Annotated in this window: 10 protein-coding genes; all 10 read left to right on the top strand. The window is 40.7% G+C overall.

Translation table 11 applies throughout. The features are described from left to right. Window positions 1–3: 3 nt before the first annotated feature. Window positions 4–2,445 carry a TIM-barrel domain-containing protein gene (locus tag ACPF63_RS10895; RefSeq protein WP_426483040.1) on the top strand — a complete coding sequence of 814 codons (2,442 nt, stop codon included), beginning with the start codon at window positions 4–6 and terminating at the stop codon, window positions 2,443–2,445. Between the two features lie 16 nt (window positions 2,446–2,461). Continuing rightward, window positions 2,462–3,835, top strand: coding sequence for a glycoside hydrolase family 43 protein (locus ACPF63_RS10890; protein WP_426483039.1), 1,374 nt, complete (start codon window positions 2,462–2,464; stop codon window positions 3,833–3,835). Window positions 3,836–3,973: 138 nt separating this feature from the next. Continuing rightward, the gene (locus ACPF63_RS10885; protein ID WP_426483038.1) at window positions 3,974–5,992 is read left to right on the top strand and encodes an NPCBM/NEW2 domain-containing protein; all 2,019 of its coding nucleotides are present in this window, start codon (window positions 3,974–3,976) and stop codon (window positions 5,990–5,992) included. 13 nt (window positions 5,993–6,005) lie between these two features. After that, window positions 6,006–6,833 (top strand): family 43 glycosylhydrolase, encoded by an 828-nt coding sequence (locus tag ACPF63_RS10880; protein ID WP_426483037.1) that lies wholly within the window; start codon window positions 6,006–6,008, stop codon window positions 6,831–6,833. 40 nt (window positions 6,834–6,873) lie between these two features. Next, entirely contained in the window at window positions 6,874–7,398 is a 525-nt protein-coding gene (locus tag ACPF63_RS10875; protein ID WP_426483036.1) for a carbohydrate-binding protein, read from the top strand. Between the two features lie 8 nt (window positions 7,399–7,406). Continuing rightward, window positions 7,407–8,789, top strand: coding sequence for a glycoside hydrolase family 43 protein (locus ACPF63_RS10870; RefSeq protein ID WP_426483035.1), 1,383 nt, complete (start codon window positions 7,407–7,409; stop codon window positions 8,787–8,789). Continuing rightward, window positions 8,786–10,723, top strand: coding sequence for a glycoside hydrolase family 97 catalytic domain-containing protein (locus ACPF63_RS10865; RefSeq protein WP_426483034.1), 1,938 nt, complete (start codon window positions 8,786–8,788; stop codon window positions 10,721–10,723). The genes ACPF63_RS10870 and ACPF63_RS10865 overlap by 4 nt, the downstream gene beginning before the upstream one ends. A gap of 28 nt (window positions 10,724–10,751) precedes the next feature. Further along, window positions 10,752–11,972 (top strand): SGNH/GDSL hydrolase family protein, encoded by a 1,221-nt coding sequence (locus ACPF63_RS10860; RefSeq protein WP_426483033.1) that lies wholly within the window; start codon window positions 10,752–10,754, stop codon window positions 11,970–11,972. Window positions 11,973–11,989: 17 nt separating this feature from the next. Continuing rightward, entirely contained in the window at window positions 11,990–14,512 is a 2,523-nt protein-coding gene (locus tag ACPF63_RS10855; RefSeq protein WP_426483032.1) for a glycosyl hydrolase 115 family protein, read from the top strand. A gap of 131 nt (window positions 14,513–14,643) precedes the next feature. After that, on the top strand, window positions 14,644–17,382 hold the full coding sequence (locus tag ACPF63_RS10850; protein WP_426483031.1) for a T9SS type A sorting domain-containing protein: 2,739 nt from the start codon (window positions 14,644–14,646) through the stop codon (window positions 17,380–17,382). Window positions 17,383–17,577 lie beyond the last annotated feature (195 nt).

Raw genomic sequence — 17,577 nt, 5'->3', positions numbered from 1 at the left:
ACAATGAATTTCAACACAATAACCAATAAAGCATTCATCATCACAACGGTAATACTATCGGGAAATATCTATGCACAATCTTACAGGAAAACAGATTCGGGATTGAGCTTTTCTGCAGGGAATATGGCCGTTGAAATAAAATTGTATGGAGAAAATCTGATAAGAGTCCTTAAATATCCTGCCGGAAAACCATTGATGAAAAATAGTCTGTCGGTTATTAAACAGGAACAAAAAATTAAATTCTCAGTTTCAGAGAAAAATAATGTTATTTCATTAAAAACAAATGCCCTGCTGCTTTTCATTAATGCTGAAAATGGAACGATCACCTATACATTACCATCCGGAAAAGAGCTTTTGAAAGAAACAGCAAGTGATTTCAAATCATTTAATGACGCCGGAAAAGAGACTTATTCCGTAATGCAGGATTTTCAGCTCGAAAAAGACGAACCTATTTATGGTCTTGGAATCCTGCAAAACGAAAAAATGTCCCAACGGAATACCGATGTGAAAATGATTCAGAATAACACCTGGGATTTTGTGCCTTTCTTTCAGTCTGTAAAAGGTTATGGCATCTTTTGGGACAACTATTCACCAACACAATTTACGGATACGCCTCAGAAAACATCGTTTTCATCAGAAGTGGGAGATGGTATAGATTATTATTTTATCTACGGAAAAAATGCCGATGGAGTAGTTGCCGGAATGCGTGATCTTACAGGAAATGTACCCATGCTTCCTTTATGGACCTATGGCTACTGGCAAAGCAAAGAACGTTATAAAAGACAGGATGAACTGGTAGACGTTGTTAAAAAATACCGTGATCTGAAAGTTCCGTTAGACGGAATCATACAGGATTGGCAATACTGGGGAAACAATTATCAGTGGAATGCTATGGACTTCATTAGTCCCGACTTTCCGGATGCTAAAAAAATGATACAGGATATCCATGATATGAATGCCCATCTTTCGGTTTCTATCTGGTCGTCATTCGGACCAATGACCAAGCAGTACCGTGAAATGGATTCAAAGGGTATGCTTTTCAATATCAGTACCTGGCCTGAATCAGGCCGCGAGGTCTGGCCTCCGGATATGAATTATCCTTCCGGTGTCCGAGTGTACGATGCTTATAATCCGGAAGCAAGAAATATTTATTGGAAATATCTCAACAAAGGTGTTTTCAGCCTAGGTGTAGATTCCTGGTGGATGGATTCAACAGAACCCGATCATCTCAGCCAGAAAGCGGAAGACCTGGATACTAAAACCTATCTTGGTTCATTCAGAAAAGTAAGAAATGCTTATCCGCTGATGACAGTAGGCGGTGTTTATGATCATCAGCGTGAAACCACCAGTGATAAAAGAGTTTTTATTTTAACAAGGTCAGCTTTTGCAGGCCAGCAGCGATATGCAGCCAATACCTGGTCAGGCGATGTTAATTCTTCCTGGGAAACATTACGCAAACAGGTGCCTGCCGGTCTTAATTTTAGCCTTACCGGAAATCCGAATTTCAACTCTGACATCGGAGGTTTCTTTGCCGGTACTTACAAAAGGAATGGAGGTTCAAAAAATCCAATGTTCCAGGAATTGTATGTCCGCTGGCTGCAGTACGGAACCTTTACGCCGATGATGCGTTCGCATGGAACCGATATTCCTAGAGAAATTTACCAGTTTGGGAATAAAGGAGACATCGTTTATGATGCGATAGAAAAATTCATCAGACTGCGTTACAGTATGTTACCATATATCTATTCTGTTTCCCATGATGTTTCAAAAAACGGGTCCAGTTTTATGAGAGCTCTTTCCATGGATTTTCCTTCAGACAAAAAAACATGGGATATGAATAACGAATATCTTTTTGGAAAATCATTGTTGGTGGCACCTGTTCTCAATGCCCAATATACTCCTGAAAAGACAGTTAAAACCGATGAAAATGAAGGCTGGAATAAAACCGACGGCAATAAGGATAATTCAGTTACCAACATAGATTTTAGCCAAAATAAAACCGTTAAAGTTTATCTCCCGGAAGGAACAGATTGGTTCGACTTCTGGACCAATGAAAAACACAGCGGAGGAAAGGAAATTCAGAAATCTGTTAATCTTCAGAGTATTCCTTTGTATGTAAAAGCAGGAAGCATCATTCCGTTGGGGCCTGATGTACAATATGCCACTGAAAAGAAATGGGATCATCTTACCATAAAAGTTTATCCGGGAAGCGATACCGATTTCATTGTATACGAAGATGAATTCGATAATTATAATTACGAAAAAGGAGCCTATACGGAAATACCTTTTCACTGGAACGAAAAATCAAAAACATTGACGATAGCTGCCCGGAAAGGGAAGTACAAAGGAATGATTGAGACAAGGAGTTTTAACCTGATTCTTCCTGATGGCCGACAGAAAACGGTAAATTATTCAGGGCAAAAAACAGATATTCATTTTAAATAAACTTAAAATATTGAATATGAAAAATTTAAGTTTAATAATAGCATTAGGGTTTTTCCAGGTTTGTTTTGGCCAAAATCCGATCATTCAGACCAAATTCACTGCCGACCCGGCACCAATGGTTTACAGAGACACGGTTTTTCTTTACACCAGCCATGACGAAGATGATGCGTTTGGTTTTAAAATGAAAAACTGGCTGCTTTACACTTCTGTTGATATGGTCAATTGGACTGATCATGGAATAGTGGCTTCTTTAAAAGATTTCAAATGGACCGATCCTGAAAACGGAGCCTGGGCCCCGCAGGTGATCGAAAGAAACGGTAAGTTTTATATGTATTGCCCGATGCCGGGACAAAGAGGAATCGGGGTTTTAGTGGCCGACAGCCCATATGGCCCATTCAGAGATCCGATAGGAAAACCTTTGGTTAAAAATTCAGGTGATGATATAGACCCAACTGTTCTGATTGATGATGACGGGCAAGCCTATCTCTATTGGGGAAATCCGAACCTTTGGTACGTCAAGCTGAACGAAGATATGATTTCCGTAAATGGAGATATCGTAAAAGATCCTTCAATAGCTAAAGTGAAAGGCTCGCCGGATCTGTTTCATTATCAGGAAGGACCCTGGGTTTGGAAAAGAAACAACCATTATTATCTGGCTTATGCCTCTACTTGCTGTCCGGAAGGGATGGGCTATGCGATGAGCAAATCTGCAACCGGACCCTGGGAATTTAAGGGAATGATTATGGACGGTGACAGGCGTTCCAACGGAAACCATCCTGGAATTATTGATTATAAAGGGAAAACTTACGTTTTCGGATTCAATTATAACATCGGGAAACAGACGATGAGCAAACATTACGAGCGCCGTTCGGTTTGTGTAAGCGAAATGAAATATAATGCCGACGGAACCATTCAGAAGCTGCCTTTCTGGAATCCTGAGGGCGTACAAAGAATTGCGACACTCAATCCTTACAACAGAGTAGAAGCAGAAACCATTGCATTCAGTGAAGGTTTGAAAACCGAGAAAATGACCGAATGGGAAAGAAATAATCCTTATGATACAGGTAAAAAAATCACCGATAGAATGGTGGTTTCATCCATCAACAATGGAGATTACCTAAAAGTTCAGGGTGTGGATTTTTCTAAAGGAGCTCAATCGATAGACGTTTCAGTAGCAGCATTGTACGGGGGAAATATAGAAATTCATGCTGATGCGATTGACGGGCCGGTTTTAGGAATTGTAAAAGTAACAGGAAAAGCAGAAGGCGACATTTTCAAAACCATTAAAACACCTGTTAAAGCTATTACAGGTATTCATGATCTGTACTTCGTCTTCAGAGGAGATAGAGATCTTTTCTATTTTGATTGGTGGAAGTTTAATACAGATTAAGCTGGATTGAATCGGAATTTAGGAATATCAATAGGAATGGGCTTTAGCCCATTTTATAAAGAAAGAATACAATTGGTTTTAGCCAAAACTTAAGTCATTGTTATGAGTTATATTAATATATCAGTTACAATTTTAAAAATGTTCAGATTTAAACTCTTTATTTTCAGCTTTCTCATTGCCGGATACTACTTAAATGCACAATCGACCGTTTGGTTAGACCAGTTGGATTTGAGCGTTGTAACACAGTGGTACGGAAAACCAGGCATCAATACTTCGGTGGACGGAAAACCTATAACCATTGCCGGCGAAGTTTTCAAAAGAGGCTTCGGAACCCACGCTGAAAGTTCTTTGATGATTAAATTAAATGGCAAAGCAAAAAGCTTTACCGCAATGGTGGGAATGGATGATGAAATCAAAGGTCAAAATCCCGCTGCCGAATTTGAAATTTACGGCGACAACAAAAAACTTTGGTCAAGCGGAGTCATGAAATTAGGCGATAAAGCAAAGCCTGTTTCCGTTTCGCTGGAAGGTTTGAAACAATTAGAATTAGTCGTGACAGAAGGCGGAAACGGACCTTATTATGATCACGCCGATTGGGCAGATGCTAAGTTTGAAACAGCAGGCGGTGCAAAACTGACAACATTTAACCCGATTTCATCAGTACCTTATATTTTGACGCCAAAATCTGCGGCAACTCCAAAAATTAATTCAGCAGGCATTTACGGAGTACGTCCTGGCTCACCTTTTTTGTTCAGGGTTGCAGCAACAGGTGACAGACCAATGACTTTTACGGCGAAAAATCTTCCGAAAGGGTTAACAATAGATTCACAGACCGGAATCATCACTGGAAAAATAGACTCTAAAGGAAGTTATGAAGTGACTTTGAATGCTAAAAATGCGAAAGGTTCAGTTTCAAAAAAATTAAAAATAGAAAGCGGAGACAGAATCGCTCTCACGCCTACAATGGGCTGGAATAGCTGGAACTGCTTCGGGCATGAAGTTTCTGCCGACAAAGTGAAACGTGCTGCAGATGCCCTTATAAAGTCAGGACTAATCAATCATGGCTGGAATTATATCAATATCGATGATTCCTGGCAGTATAACAGGGATGGAAAAGACCCTTCATTCCAGGGAAAGATGCGTGACGAAAACGGTTATATCCTGACCAATTCCAAATTTCCCGATATGAAAGGCCTTGCAGATTATATTCATGGCAATGGCCTGAAAATGGGAATTTATTCTTCTCCCGGTCCATGGACCTGTGGCGGATGTGCCGGAAGCTATGGTTACGAAAAACAGGATGCTGAAAGCTATGCCAAATGGGGCGTTGATTACCTGAAATATGACTGGTGCAGCTATGGCGGTGTGATTGACGGGCTGCCGGATAATGATCCGGGGAAAGTTCCTTCGCTTGCCTTTCAGGGCGGCGGAGATCCGGACAAAGGCGTGAAACCGTTCCAATTGATGGGAAGCCTTTTGAAGCAGCAGTCAAGAGATATCATTTACAACCTCTGCCAATACGGAATGGGCGATGTGTGGAAGTGGGGTGATGAGGTCAATGCACAATCCTGGCGTACCACCAACGATATTACAGATACCTGGTCAAGCGTAAAGAATATTGCTCTTGCTCAGGATAAAGCGGCTCCTTTTGCGAAACCCGGAAACCGGAACGATCCGGATATGCTGGTTATTGGTGTTGTAGGTTGGGGAAATCCACATCAGAGTCGGTTGAAGCCTGATGAACAGTATCTTCATATGAGTCTGTGGAGCATTTTTTCAGCCCCGTTGCTGATTGGCTGTGACCTTGAGAAACTGGATGATTTTACCTTAAACCTTCTGACGAATGATGAGGTTATCGCCGTCAATCAGGATGCTTTGGGAAAACAGGGTGTTTGTTTGCAGACCATCGGCGAGCTCAGAATTTATGTCAAAGAACTGGAAGGCGGAGGCAAAGCGGTGGCTTTTGCCAATTTCGGAAGAGAAAAAGTAAAGCTGTCGTATCAAGATTTCAAAAAATTAAGAATTTCCGGAGTTCAGACGGTTCGTGACCTTTGGAGACAGAAGAATATTGCAGAAATCAACACAGACAAAAAAAGTCTTCCATTGGATATTCCGGCACATGGTGTTGCTTATTATAAATTCATTTCACTCAAATAAATAAGATTAAGATATGAATCAACGAAACTTAAAATATAGTATACTTTCTTTTCTGTTGGCAGGAATCGTTATATCTGCGCAGAATCCGGTTATTCAGACCCATTTTACACCAGATCCGGCTCCCATGGTCTATAAAGGGAAAATGTATGTTTATACAGGGGATGATCAGCCGGGATTTGATTTTTATACAATGACCAAATGGCGGGTGTATTCCACGGAAGATATGGTCAATTATACAGACCATGGTTCTCCCATTTCTTTAGAGTCTTTCAGCTGGGCGCGGGACAGAGCTTGGGCAGCACAGTGTATTGAAAGAAACGGAAAATTCTATTGGTATATCTGCGCACAGACCGTTGACAACAATATGGCTATTGGTGTTGCAGTGTCTGACAGTCCCACCGGACCGTTCAAAGATGCTTTGGGAAAACCTCTGATTTCAACCGGAACCTGGGATAATATTGACCCTACGGTTTTTACAGATGATGACGGACAGGCTTATCTGTATTGGGGAAACAGTAAATTATTTTATGTGAAACTTAATAAAGACATGACTTCTTACCAGGGGAAAATCACAGAAGTTCCGCAATCGGTGGAAGCTTTCGGTGGGCTGAGACGTCCCGGAAAAGCTGATGAAGTTCTGCAAAAGCAGGAAAAATTTGATGACGTGTACGTAGAAGGACCATGGCTTTACAAGAACAACAATCAATATTATATGATGTACGCCGGAATGACCGGAAGAACAGAATGTTTATCCTATTCAACCAGCCCATCGCCAACCGGGCCGTGGAACTATCAGGGGAAAGCCGACCAACAGCTTTACCAATCACGGTGGAATTATTGATTTCAAAGGAAAGTCCTACCTGTTTTACCATACCGGATTATTGCCGGCCGGAGGAAGCTACGGACGTTCAACTGCTGTAGAAGAATTCAAATATAATGCTGACGGGACTATTCCGAAGATCAGCATGACCAAAGAAGGTGTACCTCCGGCAGGAACTTTAAATCCATATCAGAGAACCGAAGCAGAAACCATGGCATGGTCGGAAAAATGCAGCACATCCGAAAACAAGAAAACCGGAGTATATGTCTCTGATGCCAGAACCGGAGGGTATATCAAAGTCCGTTCGGTGGATTTTGGAAAAGGTACTTCTGAATTTTCAGCTTCCGTTGCTACAGGAATTGACGGTGGCATACTGGAAGTGCATCTGGATGATGTTAAAGGACCGAAAATAGTCCAGATTGAGATTCCGAGAACCGGTGGCTGGGAAGATTTTAAAATCCTGACCTCAAAAATTTCAGAATCTGTTTCCGGTATTCACGATGTATACTTTGTGTTCCAGGGGAAAAATATTACGGCAGGAAGAAAGTTATTTAATTTCGATTACTGGAGCTTTCAGAAAAAATAAAACTGACTATGAAAAATACAATACAATATATACTGGGGCTTTGTTTGATAGGCTTTTCCGAAGGTTTATCAGCTCAGAATCCTATTATTCAGACCAATTATACTGCAGACCCGGCACCGATGGTTTATAATGACAGACTGTATGTGTATACCACACACGATGAAGATGATTCCACCTGGTTTACCATGAACGACTGGAAAGTATATTCCACGAATGATATGGTGAACTGGACAGACCACGGAACAATTCTCTCGTATAAAGATTTCGACTGGGCAAAACGTGATGCCTGGGCCGCACAATGTGTAGAAAGAAACGGAAAGTTTTTTTTATACGTTCCTATGTGGTCCAAAACCAATAACAAAGGCGCAATAGGGGTTGCCGTTGGCGACAGCCCGTTAGGGCCTTTTCATGATCCGCTGGGAAAACCTCTTGTTCAAAGCGAATGGGGAGATATTGATCCCACCGTTTTTGTGGATGATGACGGACAGGCACACATGTACTGGGGAAATCCTAAGCTTAAATACGTAAAGCTGAATGAAGATATGATATCCTATTCTGGAAATATTACAGAAGTTCCGATGACCGAAGAATCATTTGGAAAAAGGGATGGCAAACCTAACCCGGAAAGACCCACAAAATACGAGGAAGGGCCGTGGCTGTACAAAAGGAAAAACCTGTATTATCTTTTCTGGCCGGGCGGTCCGCTTCCTGAATTCATAGGATATTCTACAGGTAAAACAGCACAAGGACCCTGGAAATATGGAGGAATTGTAATGCCTACGGAAGGGAAATCATTCACCAATCATCCCGGTGTTATTGATTTCCGCGGGAAAACGTATTTCTTTTATCACAATGGTGCGTTGCCGGGCGGAAGCGGGTTTACAAGATCGGTAAGTCTGGAAGAGCTTACCTTCAATAAAGACGGTTCCATCTCACCATTTAAAATGACCAACGGAATTACAAAAGCTATCGCAACAGTTAATCCTTACTCATTCAATCAGGCAGAAATGATTGCCTGGTCGGAAAATGTAAAATCCTATCAGAATAAAGAGGCTGGTGTTTTCATCAAAGCAAAGAAAAATGGGGCTTATACCAGTGTAAAGAATGTTGATTTCCGGAAAAAAGGTGCTAGTTCTTTTTCTGCAAGAGTAGGAACTACCCATAACAGTGACGTCACAATGAGCGTTCATCTGGACGCTGTGAACGGCCCGGTTGCCGCAACGGTAAAGGTTCCACTGACGGGTGGGGATGACCGCTGGGAAACCGTAAAAGTTCAGCTTACTGAAAAGATTACCGGCATTCATGATATGTACTTTGTATTCAATGGAAAAGCTTTAACAGATATTATGTATTTCGATTACTGGACCTTTCTTGAAAATAATGAGTTATGAGAAAAAAAGTTTTATATATCGTATTCAGCCTTTTTCTGATCAGCAAAAGCTTTGCGCAGGTAGCAGAAATTTCAAGTCCGAACGGACATCTGAAGCTCCACGTTTTTTCAGAAGACGGAAAAGCCTTGTATAATGTTATCCTTCAGGGAAAGATAATGCTTGAAAAATCCCCGCTGGGTTTGGTAACCAATGAGTCCGATTTTTCAAAGAATCTGAAATTTATCGATAGCAAAAAAGATATCGTTTCTAAGAAATATACGAACGAAAAAATCAAAAAATATGAGATTGATTATAAGGCCAATACTTTATCGGTTAATTTCATCAATACAGATCAGCATCAAATAAGCATTGAATTTCAGGTGAGCAACAACAATATTGCTTTCCGCTATAATATTCCACCGATGAAAGAGCGGCTGAGTGTTGTGGTACACTCAGAAACTACAGGATACAGATTTCCGTCACAGACAACTACTTTTCTTTCACCTATGATGAAGCCGATGACGGGATTTGCCCGCACAGCGCCAAGTTATGAAAGTGGTTATAAAGCTGATGCTGAGCTGGGAATACCATCCGATTATGGATACGTTTTCCCGGGTCTATTCCATATCGGAAATGAAGGCTGGGTATTACTTTCTGAGACAGGAGTGAATAGTTCGTATTGTGCTTCACACCTTGAAACCACAGCAGAAAAAAGCCTTTACAAAGTAGCGTATCCGAATATTGCTGAAAATAACGGTTTCGGAAGTACCGGAGCAGCAGTTTCTCTTCCCGGAAAAACACCATGGAGAACAATTACAGTAGGGAATTCTTTAAAATCTGTTGTGGAGACCACAATTCCTTTTGATGTGGTAGATCCGATGTATGAGCCTTCACAGGAGTATCAGTTCGGAAAATCTACCTGGAGCTGGATTCTGTGGCAGGATAACAGTATGAATTATGATGATCAGGTGAAATTCATAGACCTTGCTGCTGCACTGAATTATCAGTTTATTCTTATGGATGCGCTTTGGGATAAAAACATAGGCAAAGACCGCATGAGAGAGCTTATTCAATATGCAAAATCAAAAAATGTCGGGGTATTGCTTTGGTACAACTCCAACGGAGCAGCCAATGACGCACCTATGGGACCGAGAAACAAAATGAGCTCATCCGTTGAACGTAAAAAGGAAATGAAGTGGCTGAAAGATGTCGGTGTAAAAGGGCTGAAAGTGGATTTCTTCGGAGGAGACAAACAGGAAACCATACGTCTTTACGAAGATATTCTGTCGGATGCCAACGATTTTGGATTAACTATTATTTTTCACGGAGCCACGGTACCGAGAGGCTGGGAAGTGATGTACCCGAATTATGCTGGAAGCGAAGCCGTTCTTGCCTCAGAAATGCTTTATTTCTCAGAAGATGTACGGAAACAGGAAGCTTTTTTTGCCACACTTCATCCTTTCATCAGAAATACAGTGGGAAGTATGGAATTCGGAGGTACTTTCCTCAATAAATATTTAACAGAATCCAACAGAGACAAAAATAAAAGGTATACCACAGATGGCTTTCAGCTGGCTACAGCAGTCCTGTTTCAGAATCCCGTTCAGATGTTTGGGATCATGCCGAATAATCTTACTGATGCTCCGGAATTCCAGCTCAGCTTTATGAAAGCAGTTCCAACACTTTGGGATGAGACAGTTTTCATAGACGGTTATCCCGGGAAATATGCCGTTGTTGCGAGAAGGCATGTGGATCAATGGTATGTGGCTGGTGTAAACGCTGAAAAACAATCCCGGAAACTGAAAATAAAACTTCCGATGTTTGCCGGGAAAACAGTTAGATTGATTAATGATGATGCTCAGGGAATTTCCTTAGAAAAAGAAATGAAAGTGAATGCAAAAGGTGATTTTATGATTGAAATTCAGCCGAACGGAGGATTTATACTAAGAAATTAAAGATTGATAAAACGAAAAACAGGAAAAAATGCGCTTCAAAAACTTATATATCTTTATCATTTCGGGATTTTTGGTTTCCTGCTCTTCCTCACAAAGTCTGGAAAGGCGGTTATCCAAAGACCAGTGGCTTACTACCTGGGCAACGGCTCCCCAATTGGTGGAACCTAAAAACCTTCCGTCGGAACCGGGGCTTTCGGGGAATACCCTGCGTCAGATTATCCGTGTATCTGTGGGTGGAAAAAAATTGCAGTTACGTTTTTCCAATAAATATTCTGTAGACAGCCTTGCAGTAAAAACAGTTTCTGTTGCCGTGCCATCCGATAGCAGCAATGTGGATGCAACCAGCATCAGATCATTAACGTTTGAGAATAAAAACAGTTTTAAAATTGCTCCCGGATCCGATATTTATTCTGATGAAGTGAACTTTAATCTGAAGCCTAATTCGTTACTGGCTATTACAATTTCCTATACAAAAGTAACCCAATCTGTCACCGGGCATCCGGGTTCAAGAACAACTTCTTTCATTGTTAAAGGTGAGCAGGCCAATGCTGCGGTATTTAAAAATTCTGTAAAAACAGATCATTGGTATTCGCTTTTTAACATCGATGTAAAGACCGGTGAACCCTCGTATGCGGTGGCTATTATGGGAAATTCTATTACCGACGGAAGAGGATCAGGAACCAACAGGCAGAATCGCTGGCCGGATATTTTTTCGCAGCGGTTACTGGCAAATCCTTCTACCAGGAATGTAAGTGTTCTTAATTTCGGAATTGGCGGGAATTGTGTAGTGCGTGGCGGTTTGGGTCCTACAGCATTAGACCGTTTCGATTATAACATCCTCAATCAGCAGGGCGTAAAATGGCTTATTATTTTGGAAGGAGTGAATGATCTGGGAGGAACAAGAGATCCTGATGACGCTTCCAAAAGAACAGAAGAACTTATTGCCGCTTACCAGGTGATGACCGATAAGGCACATGCTAACGGAATCAAAGTGTACGGAGCAACGATTCTTCCTTTTGCAAAGTCGTTCTACGACAAACCTTTCCGTATCGAGGCCTGGAAAAAAGTAAACGACTGGATCAGGAACAGCGGGAAGTTTGATGCCGTCATCGATTTTGCCAAACACATGCAGAGTGAAAATCCGGAAGTTATCTTAAACGATATGCACGATCATGATTTTCTTCACCCCAATGAGGCCGGCTATAGGAGAATGGGAGAATTTGTGGATCTGAACTTATTTAAAAATTAAAATCAAAAAGATATAGTATGAATTTTACAAAAAACATTTCGCTGTTTCTTACGTTGTTGTTTATATTTTTTGTAAAAGCAACCGAACCATTTATTTCTTTTGCTAAGACAGAAAATTCGATGGTATTGAAAGAACGCAATTCAGGTTTGATGCTTTTTTCAGACAGTGATTCGGATAAAGGAATTCTGCGTGCCGTTGCGAATCTTCAATCTGATTTTCAAAAAGTAACCGGTGTTCAGCCTAATCTGGTTTCCCAAAACCCTGGAGTGAACGGAATGATCATCATTATTGGTGAAGCAGGTAAAAGCAAGACTATTGATAATTTAATTCGTCAAAAAAAGCTGGATGGAAAAATATTAACAGGGAAAAGAGAAAAATATATCATTCAGAATGTCAGCAATCCTTTTCCGGGCGTTTCTGAAGCCATTGTGGTTGCAGGAAGCGATAAAAGGGGAACGATTTACGGAATTTATGAAATGTCTCAGCAGATAGGCATTTCACCGTGGTATTATTGGGCTGACGTTCCGGTTGAGAAAAAAGATAATGTATACTTTCAAAAAGGAATCTATACCGATGGCGAGCCTGCTGTAGAGTATCGCGGTATTTTCCTTAACGATGAAGAACCTTCACTTGGAGGCTGGGCAAGAGCAACTTTTGGCGGAGTAAACAGTAAGTTTTACGAAAAAGTTTTTGAACTGATTTTGCGTCTTAAAGGAAACTATATCTGGCCTGCAATGTGGGGAAAGGCATTCTATGACGATGATGCTCTGAGCGGACCGTTAGCGAATGAAATGGGTATTGTCATGGGAACTTCGCACCATGAGCCTATGGCTTTGGCACAAACCGACTGGCACAGGTATATCAAAAAAAATAACCTCCCGAATGTCTGGGATTATGCTAAAAATGCGGAGGTTTTACAGAAATTCTGGAAATCCGGACTCGAAAGAAGCAAGAACTGGGAAAAGCTTGTTACAGTGGGAATGCGTGGTGATGGTGATGAAGCGATGGGAGAGGGAACCAATATTTCCCTGCTGGAAAAAATTGTAAAAGACCAACGTAAAATCATCGCTGATGTTACGGGGAAAAAGGCTGAGAAAACGCCCCAGGTCTGGGCATTGTATAAAGAAGTTCAGGACTATTATGATAAAGGAATGAGGGTTCCGGATGATGTGATCCTGCTGTTCTGTGATGATAACTGGGGAAATGTAAGAAAGCTTCCGGACCTTTCAAAGCCTTTGCATAAAGGAGGCTATGGAATCTACTACCACTTCGATTATGTAGGCGGCCCGAGAAACTCCAAATGGATCAACATAAGCCCCATCCAGAGAGTTTGGGAACAGATGAATCTTTCTTATGAACATAAGGTAGATAAGCTTTGGGTAGTGAATGTGGGGGATTTAAAACCTATGGAATTTCCGATTAGTTTTTTTCTGGAAATGGCCTGGAATCCAAAGCAGTTTAATGCTAAAAACCTTTTAGAATATACTGAGAAATGGGCTGCTCAGCAGTTTGGCGAAAAACATGCAAAAGAAATTGCGAGGATGATTAATCTTTATGCCAAATACAACAGAAGGGTAACGCCTGAAACTCTTGACAGCAAAACGTACAGTCTTGAAAATTATCATGAATTTGAAACGGTTTTAAATGATTACAGAGCATTGGCGGTAGAAGCCTTACGGTTAAAAGAGCAGATTCCTGCCGAATATCAGGATGCTTATTATCAGCTGGTTCTGTACCCGATTGATGCATGCAGTAATTTATACGAAATGTATTACGCAGTGGCAAAAAACAGGGAACTGGCAGCGAAAAAAGATCCTGAAGCCAATTTCTATGCGGATAAAGCGAAGTCATGTTTTGAAAGAAATGCTTATCTGGATAACCAGTACAACAATGTGATCGCTGGTGGGAAATGGAAGCATATGATGGATCAGATGAGGATAGGATATAAAAGCTGGGCAGACGGCAAAGAAAATATAATGCCTGAAGTTACCTATATTTCCGAAGCCGAGGTTCCAAAAGAAAAGATATTTCAGGAGAAAAACGGCTATGTTTCCATTGAGGCAGAGAATTTTGCAAGAATGAGCAATTCTGACCGAATCCATTGGGAAGTGATTCCTGATTTCGGAAAAACAAAATCCGGTGTGACAACCTTTCCGCAGAATGCTTATCCTAAAAGCGATGAAAATATCTGGCTGGAATATGATATCAATTTTGAATCAAAAGGGGAGTTTGAAGTCCAATTATTATTAGCCCCGACTTTAAATTTTAATCATAATAAAGGACTTCGCTATGAAATTTCTTTTGACAACGAAACTCCTCAAATTGTCAACTTCAATGGCCATTACAAAGGAGAATTGGGAAAATGGCAGTCAGAACATATTATTAAATCTATTACAAAGCATTCGGTTCAGCAGGCTGGAAAGCACACGTTACGTTTCAGAGTGCTGGAACCCGGCATTGTCCTGGAAAAACTCCTGATCAACACCGGAGGTTTAAAACCTTCTTACCTGGGCGCTCCCGAAAGCGAAATGCTTCACTAGTGCAAGGTACTTATCACAAACAATACTTTAACCATGAAACATTCATATTCCAAGCCGGATCCTGATAGTTATTGAAATTAACTGTCTCACCGGGAACACACAAAATCACAAAATATTTAAACCAAAACATTATGAAAAAAATTTTAAGTCTTGTTACCATTCATTCTATCGCTCTGTTTTGCAGTCTGATGCTGCAGGGACAGCTTACCACCGTAAAAATTGATAAGAGTATTCCTTATCAGAAAATAAAAGGATTTGGAGGATTTGTCTGCAGTCCTCAGTTTGCCTATAACCATATGTCTACATCAGAAATTCAGACACTTTGGGGAGCTTCCAGTGAAGGCGGATATAATATTATGAGATTATATATCCCTGAAAACAGCAGCAACTGGAGTTCTGTACTGGCTACAGCACAGTTGGCTAAATCTATGGGACTTACCATTTTTGCTTCACCGTGGACAATGCCCGCAACCTGGAAAACCAATAACCATGTAAATGCTGTATATACCGATGCCAATGGAGTACAACAGGTAGGATATCTGAAAACTGAAAATTATCAGGATTATGCGCTTTACCTCAACAGTTTTGTTACCTATCTTCAGAACAATGGAGTAGAACTTGATTATATCTCCATTCAGAATGAACCGGACGAAATGGCTCAATATCAGGGATGTATCTGGACACCTGCACAAATTACCAATTTTATCAAGAATTATGGGCAGCTCATTAACTGTAAAGTGATTGCCCCGGAAAGTGTGGGATTTACGGATAATTTTGCCAATGCTTTGCTGGATCCTGCGGCAATGGCTAATTTTGAAGTGTATGGAGGGCATCAGTATGGGCTGATCCAGTCTACCTACAAACAATTCCAGAATTATAACAAAGAAATCTGGCAGACAGAATATCTGATCAACTGGAACTCTTCATCCACACAGCCGGCCCGTGATTTCAGCTGGAATACAGATGCTTTTACTTTCGCGAGCAGTGTCAACAATGCGTTATTAGGTAATATCAACGCATGGATCCATTATTCTGCCAAAAGGTATTACGGGTTAATGGGTGACGGAACTTACGGAACCTCCGCAGGAGTAATGACCAAAAGGGGTTATATCCTTTCACATTATGCCAAATACACAACAGGAAAGACGAGAATAGATGCAAAATGGGATGACAAAACAGGTGTTTTACAAGGTTCTTCCTATATTTCCCAGGATGGCAATCAGGTTGTTCTTATGGTCATTAATCCTTCTCAGAACTCCTATAGTTTGAAGGTTGACCTGCCTTTTTATACTACTTCGGGAACAAAGATATTGACCAATACACAATCCAATATGGTGAGTACTCCTCTTTCTTTGAGTACAGCAACGTTCCGGCCAACGGCTGATATCAGCCCTTCCAGTGTCATGACTTTCGTTTTTAACAAAAGTGGTGACAGACCTGCTTCTCTCATGACAGGCGGTGATATTCATTATAATAAAATTGAAACACAAACTCCTACCAATACAGCTTTTGGGACAGGATTCAATATCAGCAATACAACGGTGACGTTCTCCAACCCAAGCCCTCTTATCAGTAATAATATGACTGCGGCTAACGGATATCTTCAGCTTAATGACAGGTACAATAAACTGATCCTGCATGTAAACAGCTATACAACAGCGGGACAAAGCTATTCGGACAATACGACTTTATATTACATCAACAGTCAGGGCGTAACAAAATCATATAATTATGGCAAAATTAATTTTCCACAGGGAGGAAACTTCGATATCACATTTGATATTTCAAGACAGGTCCTGACAGACGGCTGCAAAGGGATTTTAGGATTGAGAAATTCCAACTACAGCTCTGTACTGACTCTTAATCTGGGAGATGTCTATTTCAATGTGGGAAATGAAATTGCTTCTAAATTCGGGGGTACCTACTCCGCAAGCGACAGTTATCTGATGGATGCACTGGAAAACGGATATTATACCTCTGTAGATTTTAGAAATGCAGCAGGTGTTACTTCCTCCAATAACTGGCAGCCTATGAGTGCCAATGCGAACAGTATTTATTATGTGAATTCGAATATAACCTCATCTGCCAATAATGTGATTTCAGGTACAACCTGTTCAAATCTCATCCTTTCCGGTCAGGGTAAGGATTTTCAGGTGCCATTTAATTTTACCGCCAATACCGCTTCTTACAGCCGTACTTTTAATGGTTATGAGGTGTTGATCTTACCATTTCAGGCTAATATACCATCCGGAGTTACTGCCTATATGATGTCTCCCGATGCCAGTAATATCAACTGTACCGCAATTTCAAACGGAATCATTCCTGCAAATACTCCGGTAATCATCAATGCGACAGGAAATATTACTTTCAACGGTTCAGGAAATGTTTCTACCCCTAAAGCGATCACGGTCAACCAGATGAACGGAGTTTATCAGAGCATCAAAGTTCCGGCGAATGCGTATGTGCTGAAAACCGAGAACGGAGTAACAGGCTTCTATAAAGTAACTGCCGGAAGTGAGCCTGCAATAGGTTCTTTCAAAGCATATCTTACAGAAGAGAATACCTATTCAGCCAACGTTCTTCCTTTAAATTTCGGATCGTTAAGCACCAGAAATATTTCTATGGAAACTAAAAAAGAGGGTGTAAAAATATATCCTAATCCGGTAAAAGCAGATCTTTTCATTGATTCTGATTTGTCAGAAGCAGCTGCCACCATTTTTGATGCTAGAGGAAGTGTTATCAGAACCGGGTTGAAAATAAATTCAGGGAAAAACCAAATTAATGTGGGGAATTTCCCGGCTGGTATTTACTTTATTGAGGTTACTCAAAAAAATAATACAGTAGTGAAACAAAAATTTATCAAAGAGTAAATTGAGTCCAAAGCCATCATGAGCACTGCTTATGGTGGCTTTATTTCTACAATTTGGTAGATGAAAACCAAAAGTAAGTAGGATTTACTATTAATTTAAGTGTATTATTTACATTTATTTAAAATAGAACGTTATATTTGTTTTTTAGTCATTGCTGCTCAATGATACCGGAAATTTGTATAAAATAAGAATGAA

It is taken from the genome of Chryseobacterium sp. R2ACT005, from assembly GCF_049949215.1.
Lineage (GTDB): Bacteria > Bacteroidota > Bacteroidia > Flavobacteriales > Weeksellaceae > Chryseobacterium.
Note: the sequence above shows the minus strand (reverse complement) of the source record. Positions and strands in the feature narration are given on the sequence as shown.

Excerpts from the sequence above, each read along its gene's own strand:
- ACPF63_RS10895 (WP_426483040.1), top strand. The coding sequence starts at position 4 with ATGAATTTCAACACAATAACCAATAAAGCATTCATCATCACAACGGTA.
- ACPF63_RS10890 (WP_426483039.1), top strand. The coding sequence starts at position 2,462 with ATGAAAAATTTAAGTTTAATAATAGCATTAGGGTTTTTCCAGGTTTGT.
- ACPF63_RS10885 (WP_426483038.1), top strand. The coding sequence starts at position 3,974 with ATGTTCAGATTTAAACTCTTTATTTTCAGCTTTCTCATTGCCGGATAC.
- ACPF63_RS10880 (WP_426483037.1), top strand. The coding sequence starts at position 6,006 with ATGAATCAACGAAACTTAAAATATAGTATACTTTCTTTTCTGTTGGCA.
- ACPF63_RS10870 (WP_426483035.1), top strand. The coding sequence starts at position 7,407 with ATGAAAAATACAATACAATATATACTGGGGCTTTGTTTGATAGGCTTT.
- ACPF63_RS10865 (WP_426483034.1), top strand. The coding sequence starts at position 8,786 with ATGAGAAAAAAAGTTTTATATATCGTATTCAGCCTTTTTCTGATCAGC.
- ACPF63_RS10860 (WP_426483033.1), top strand. The coding sequence starts at position 10,752 with ATGCGCTTCAAAAACTTATATATCTTTATCATTTCGGGATTTTTGGTT.
- ACPF63_RS10855 (WP_426483032.1), top strand. The coding sequence starts at position 11,990 with ATGAATTTTACAAAAAACATTTCGCTGTTTCTTACGTTGTTGTTTATA.
- ACPF63_RS10850 (WP_426483031.1), top strand. The coding sequence starts at position 14,644 with ATGAAAAAAATTTTAAGTCTTGTTACCATTCATTCTATCGCTCTGTTT.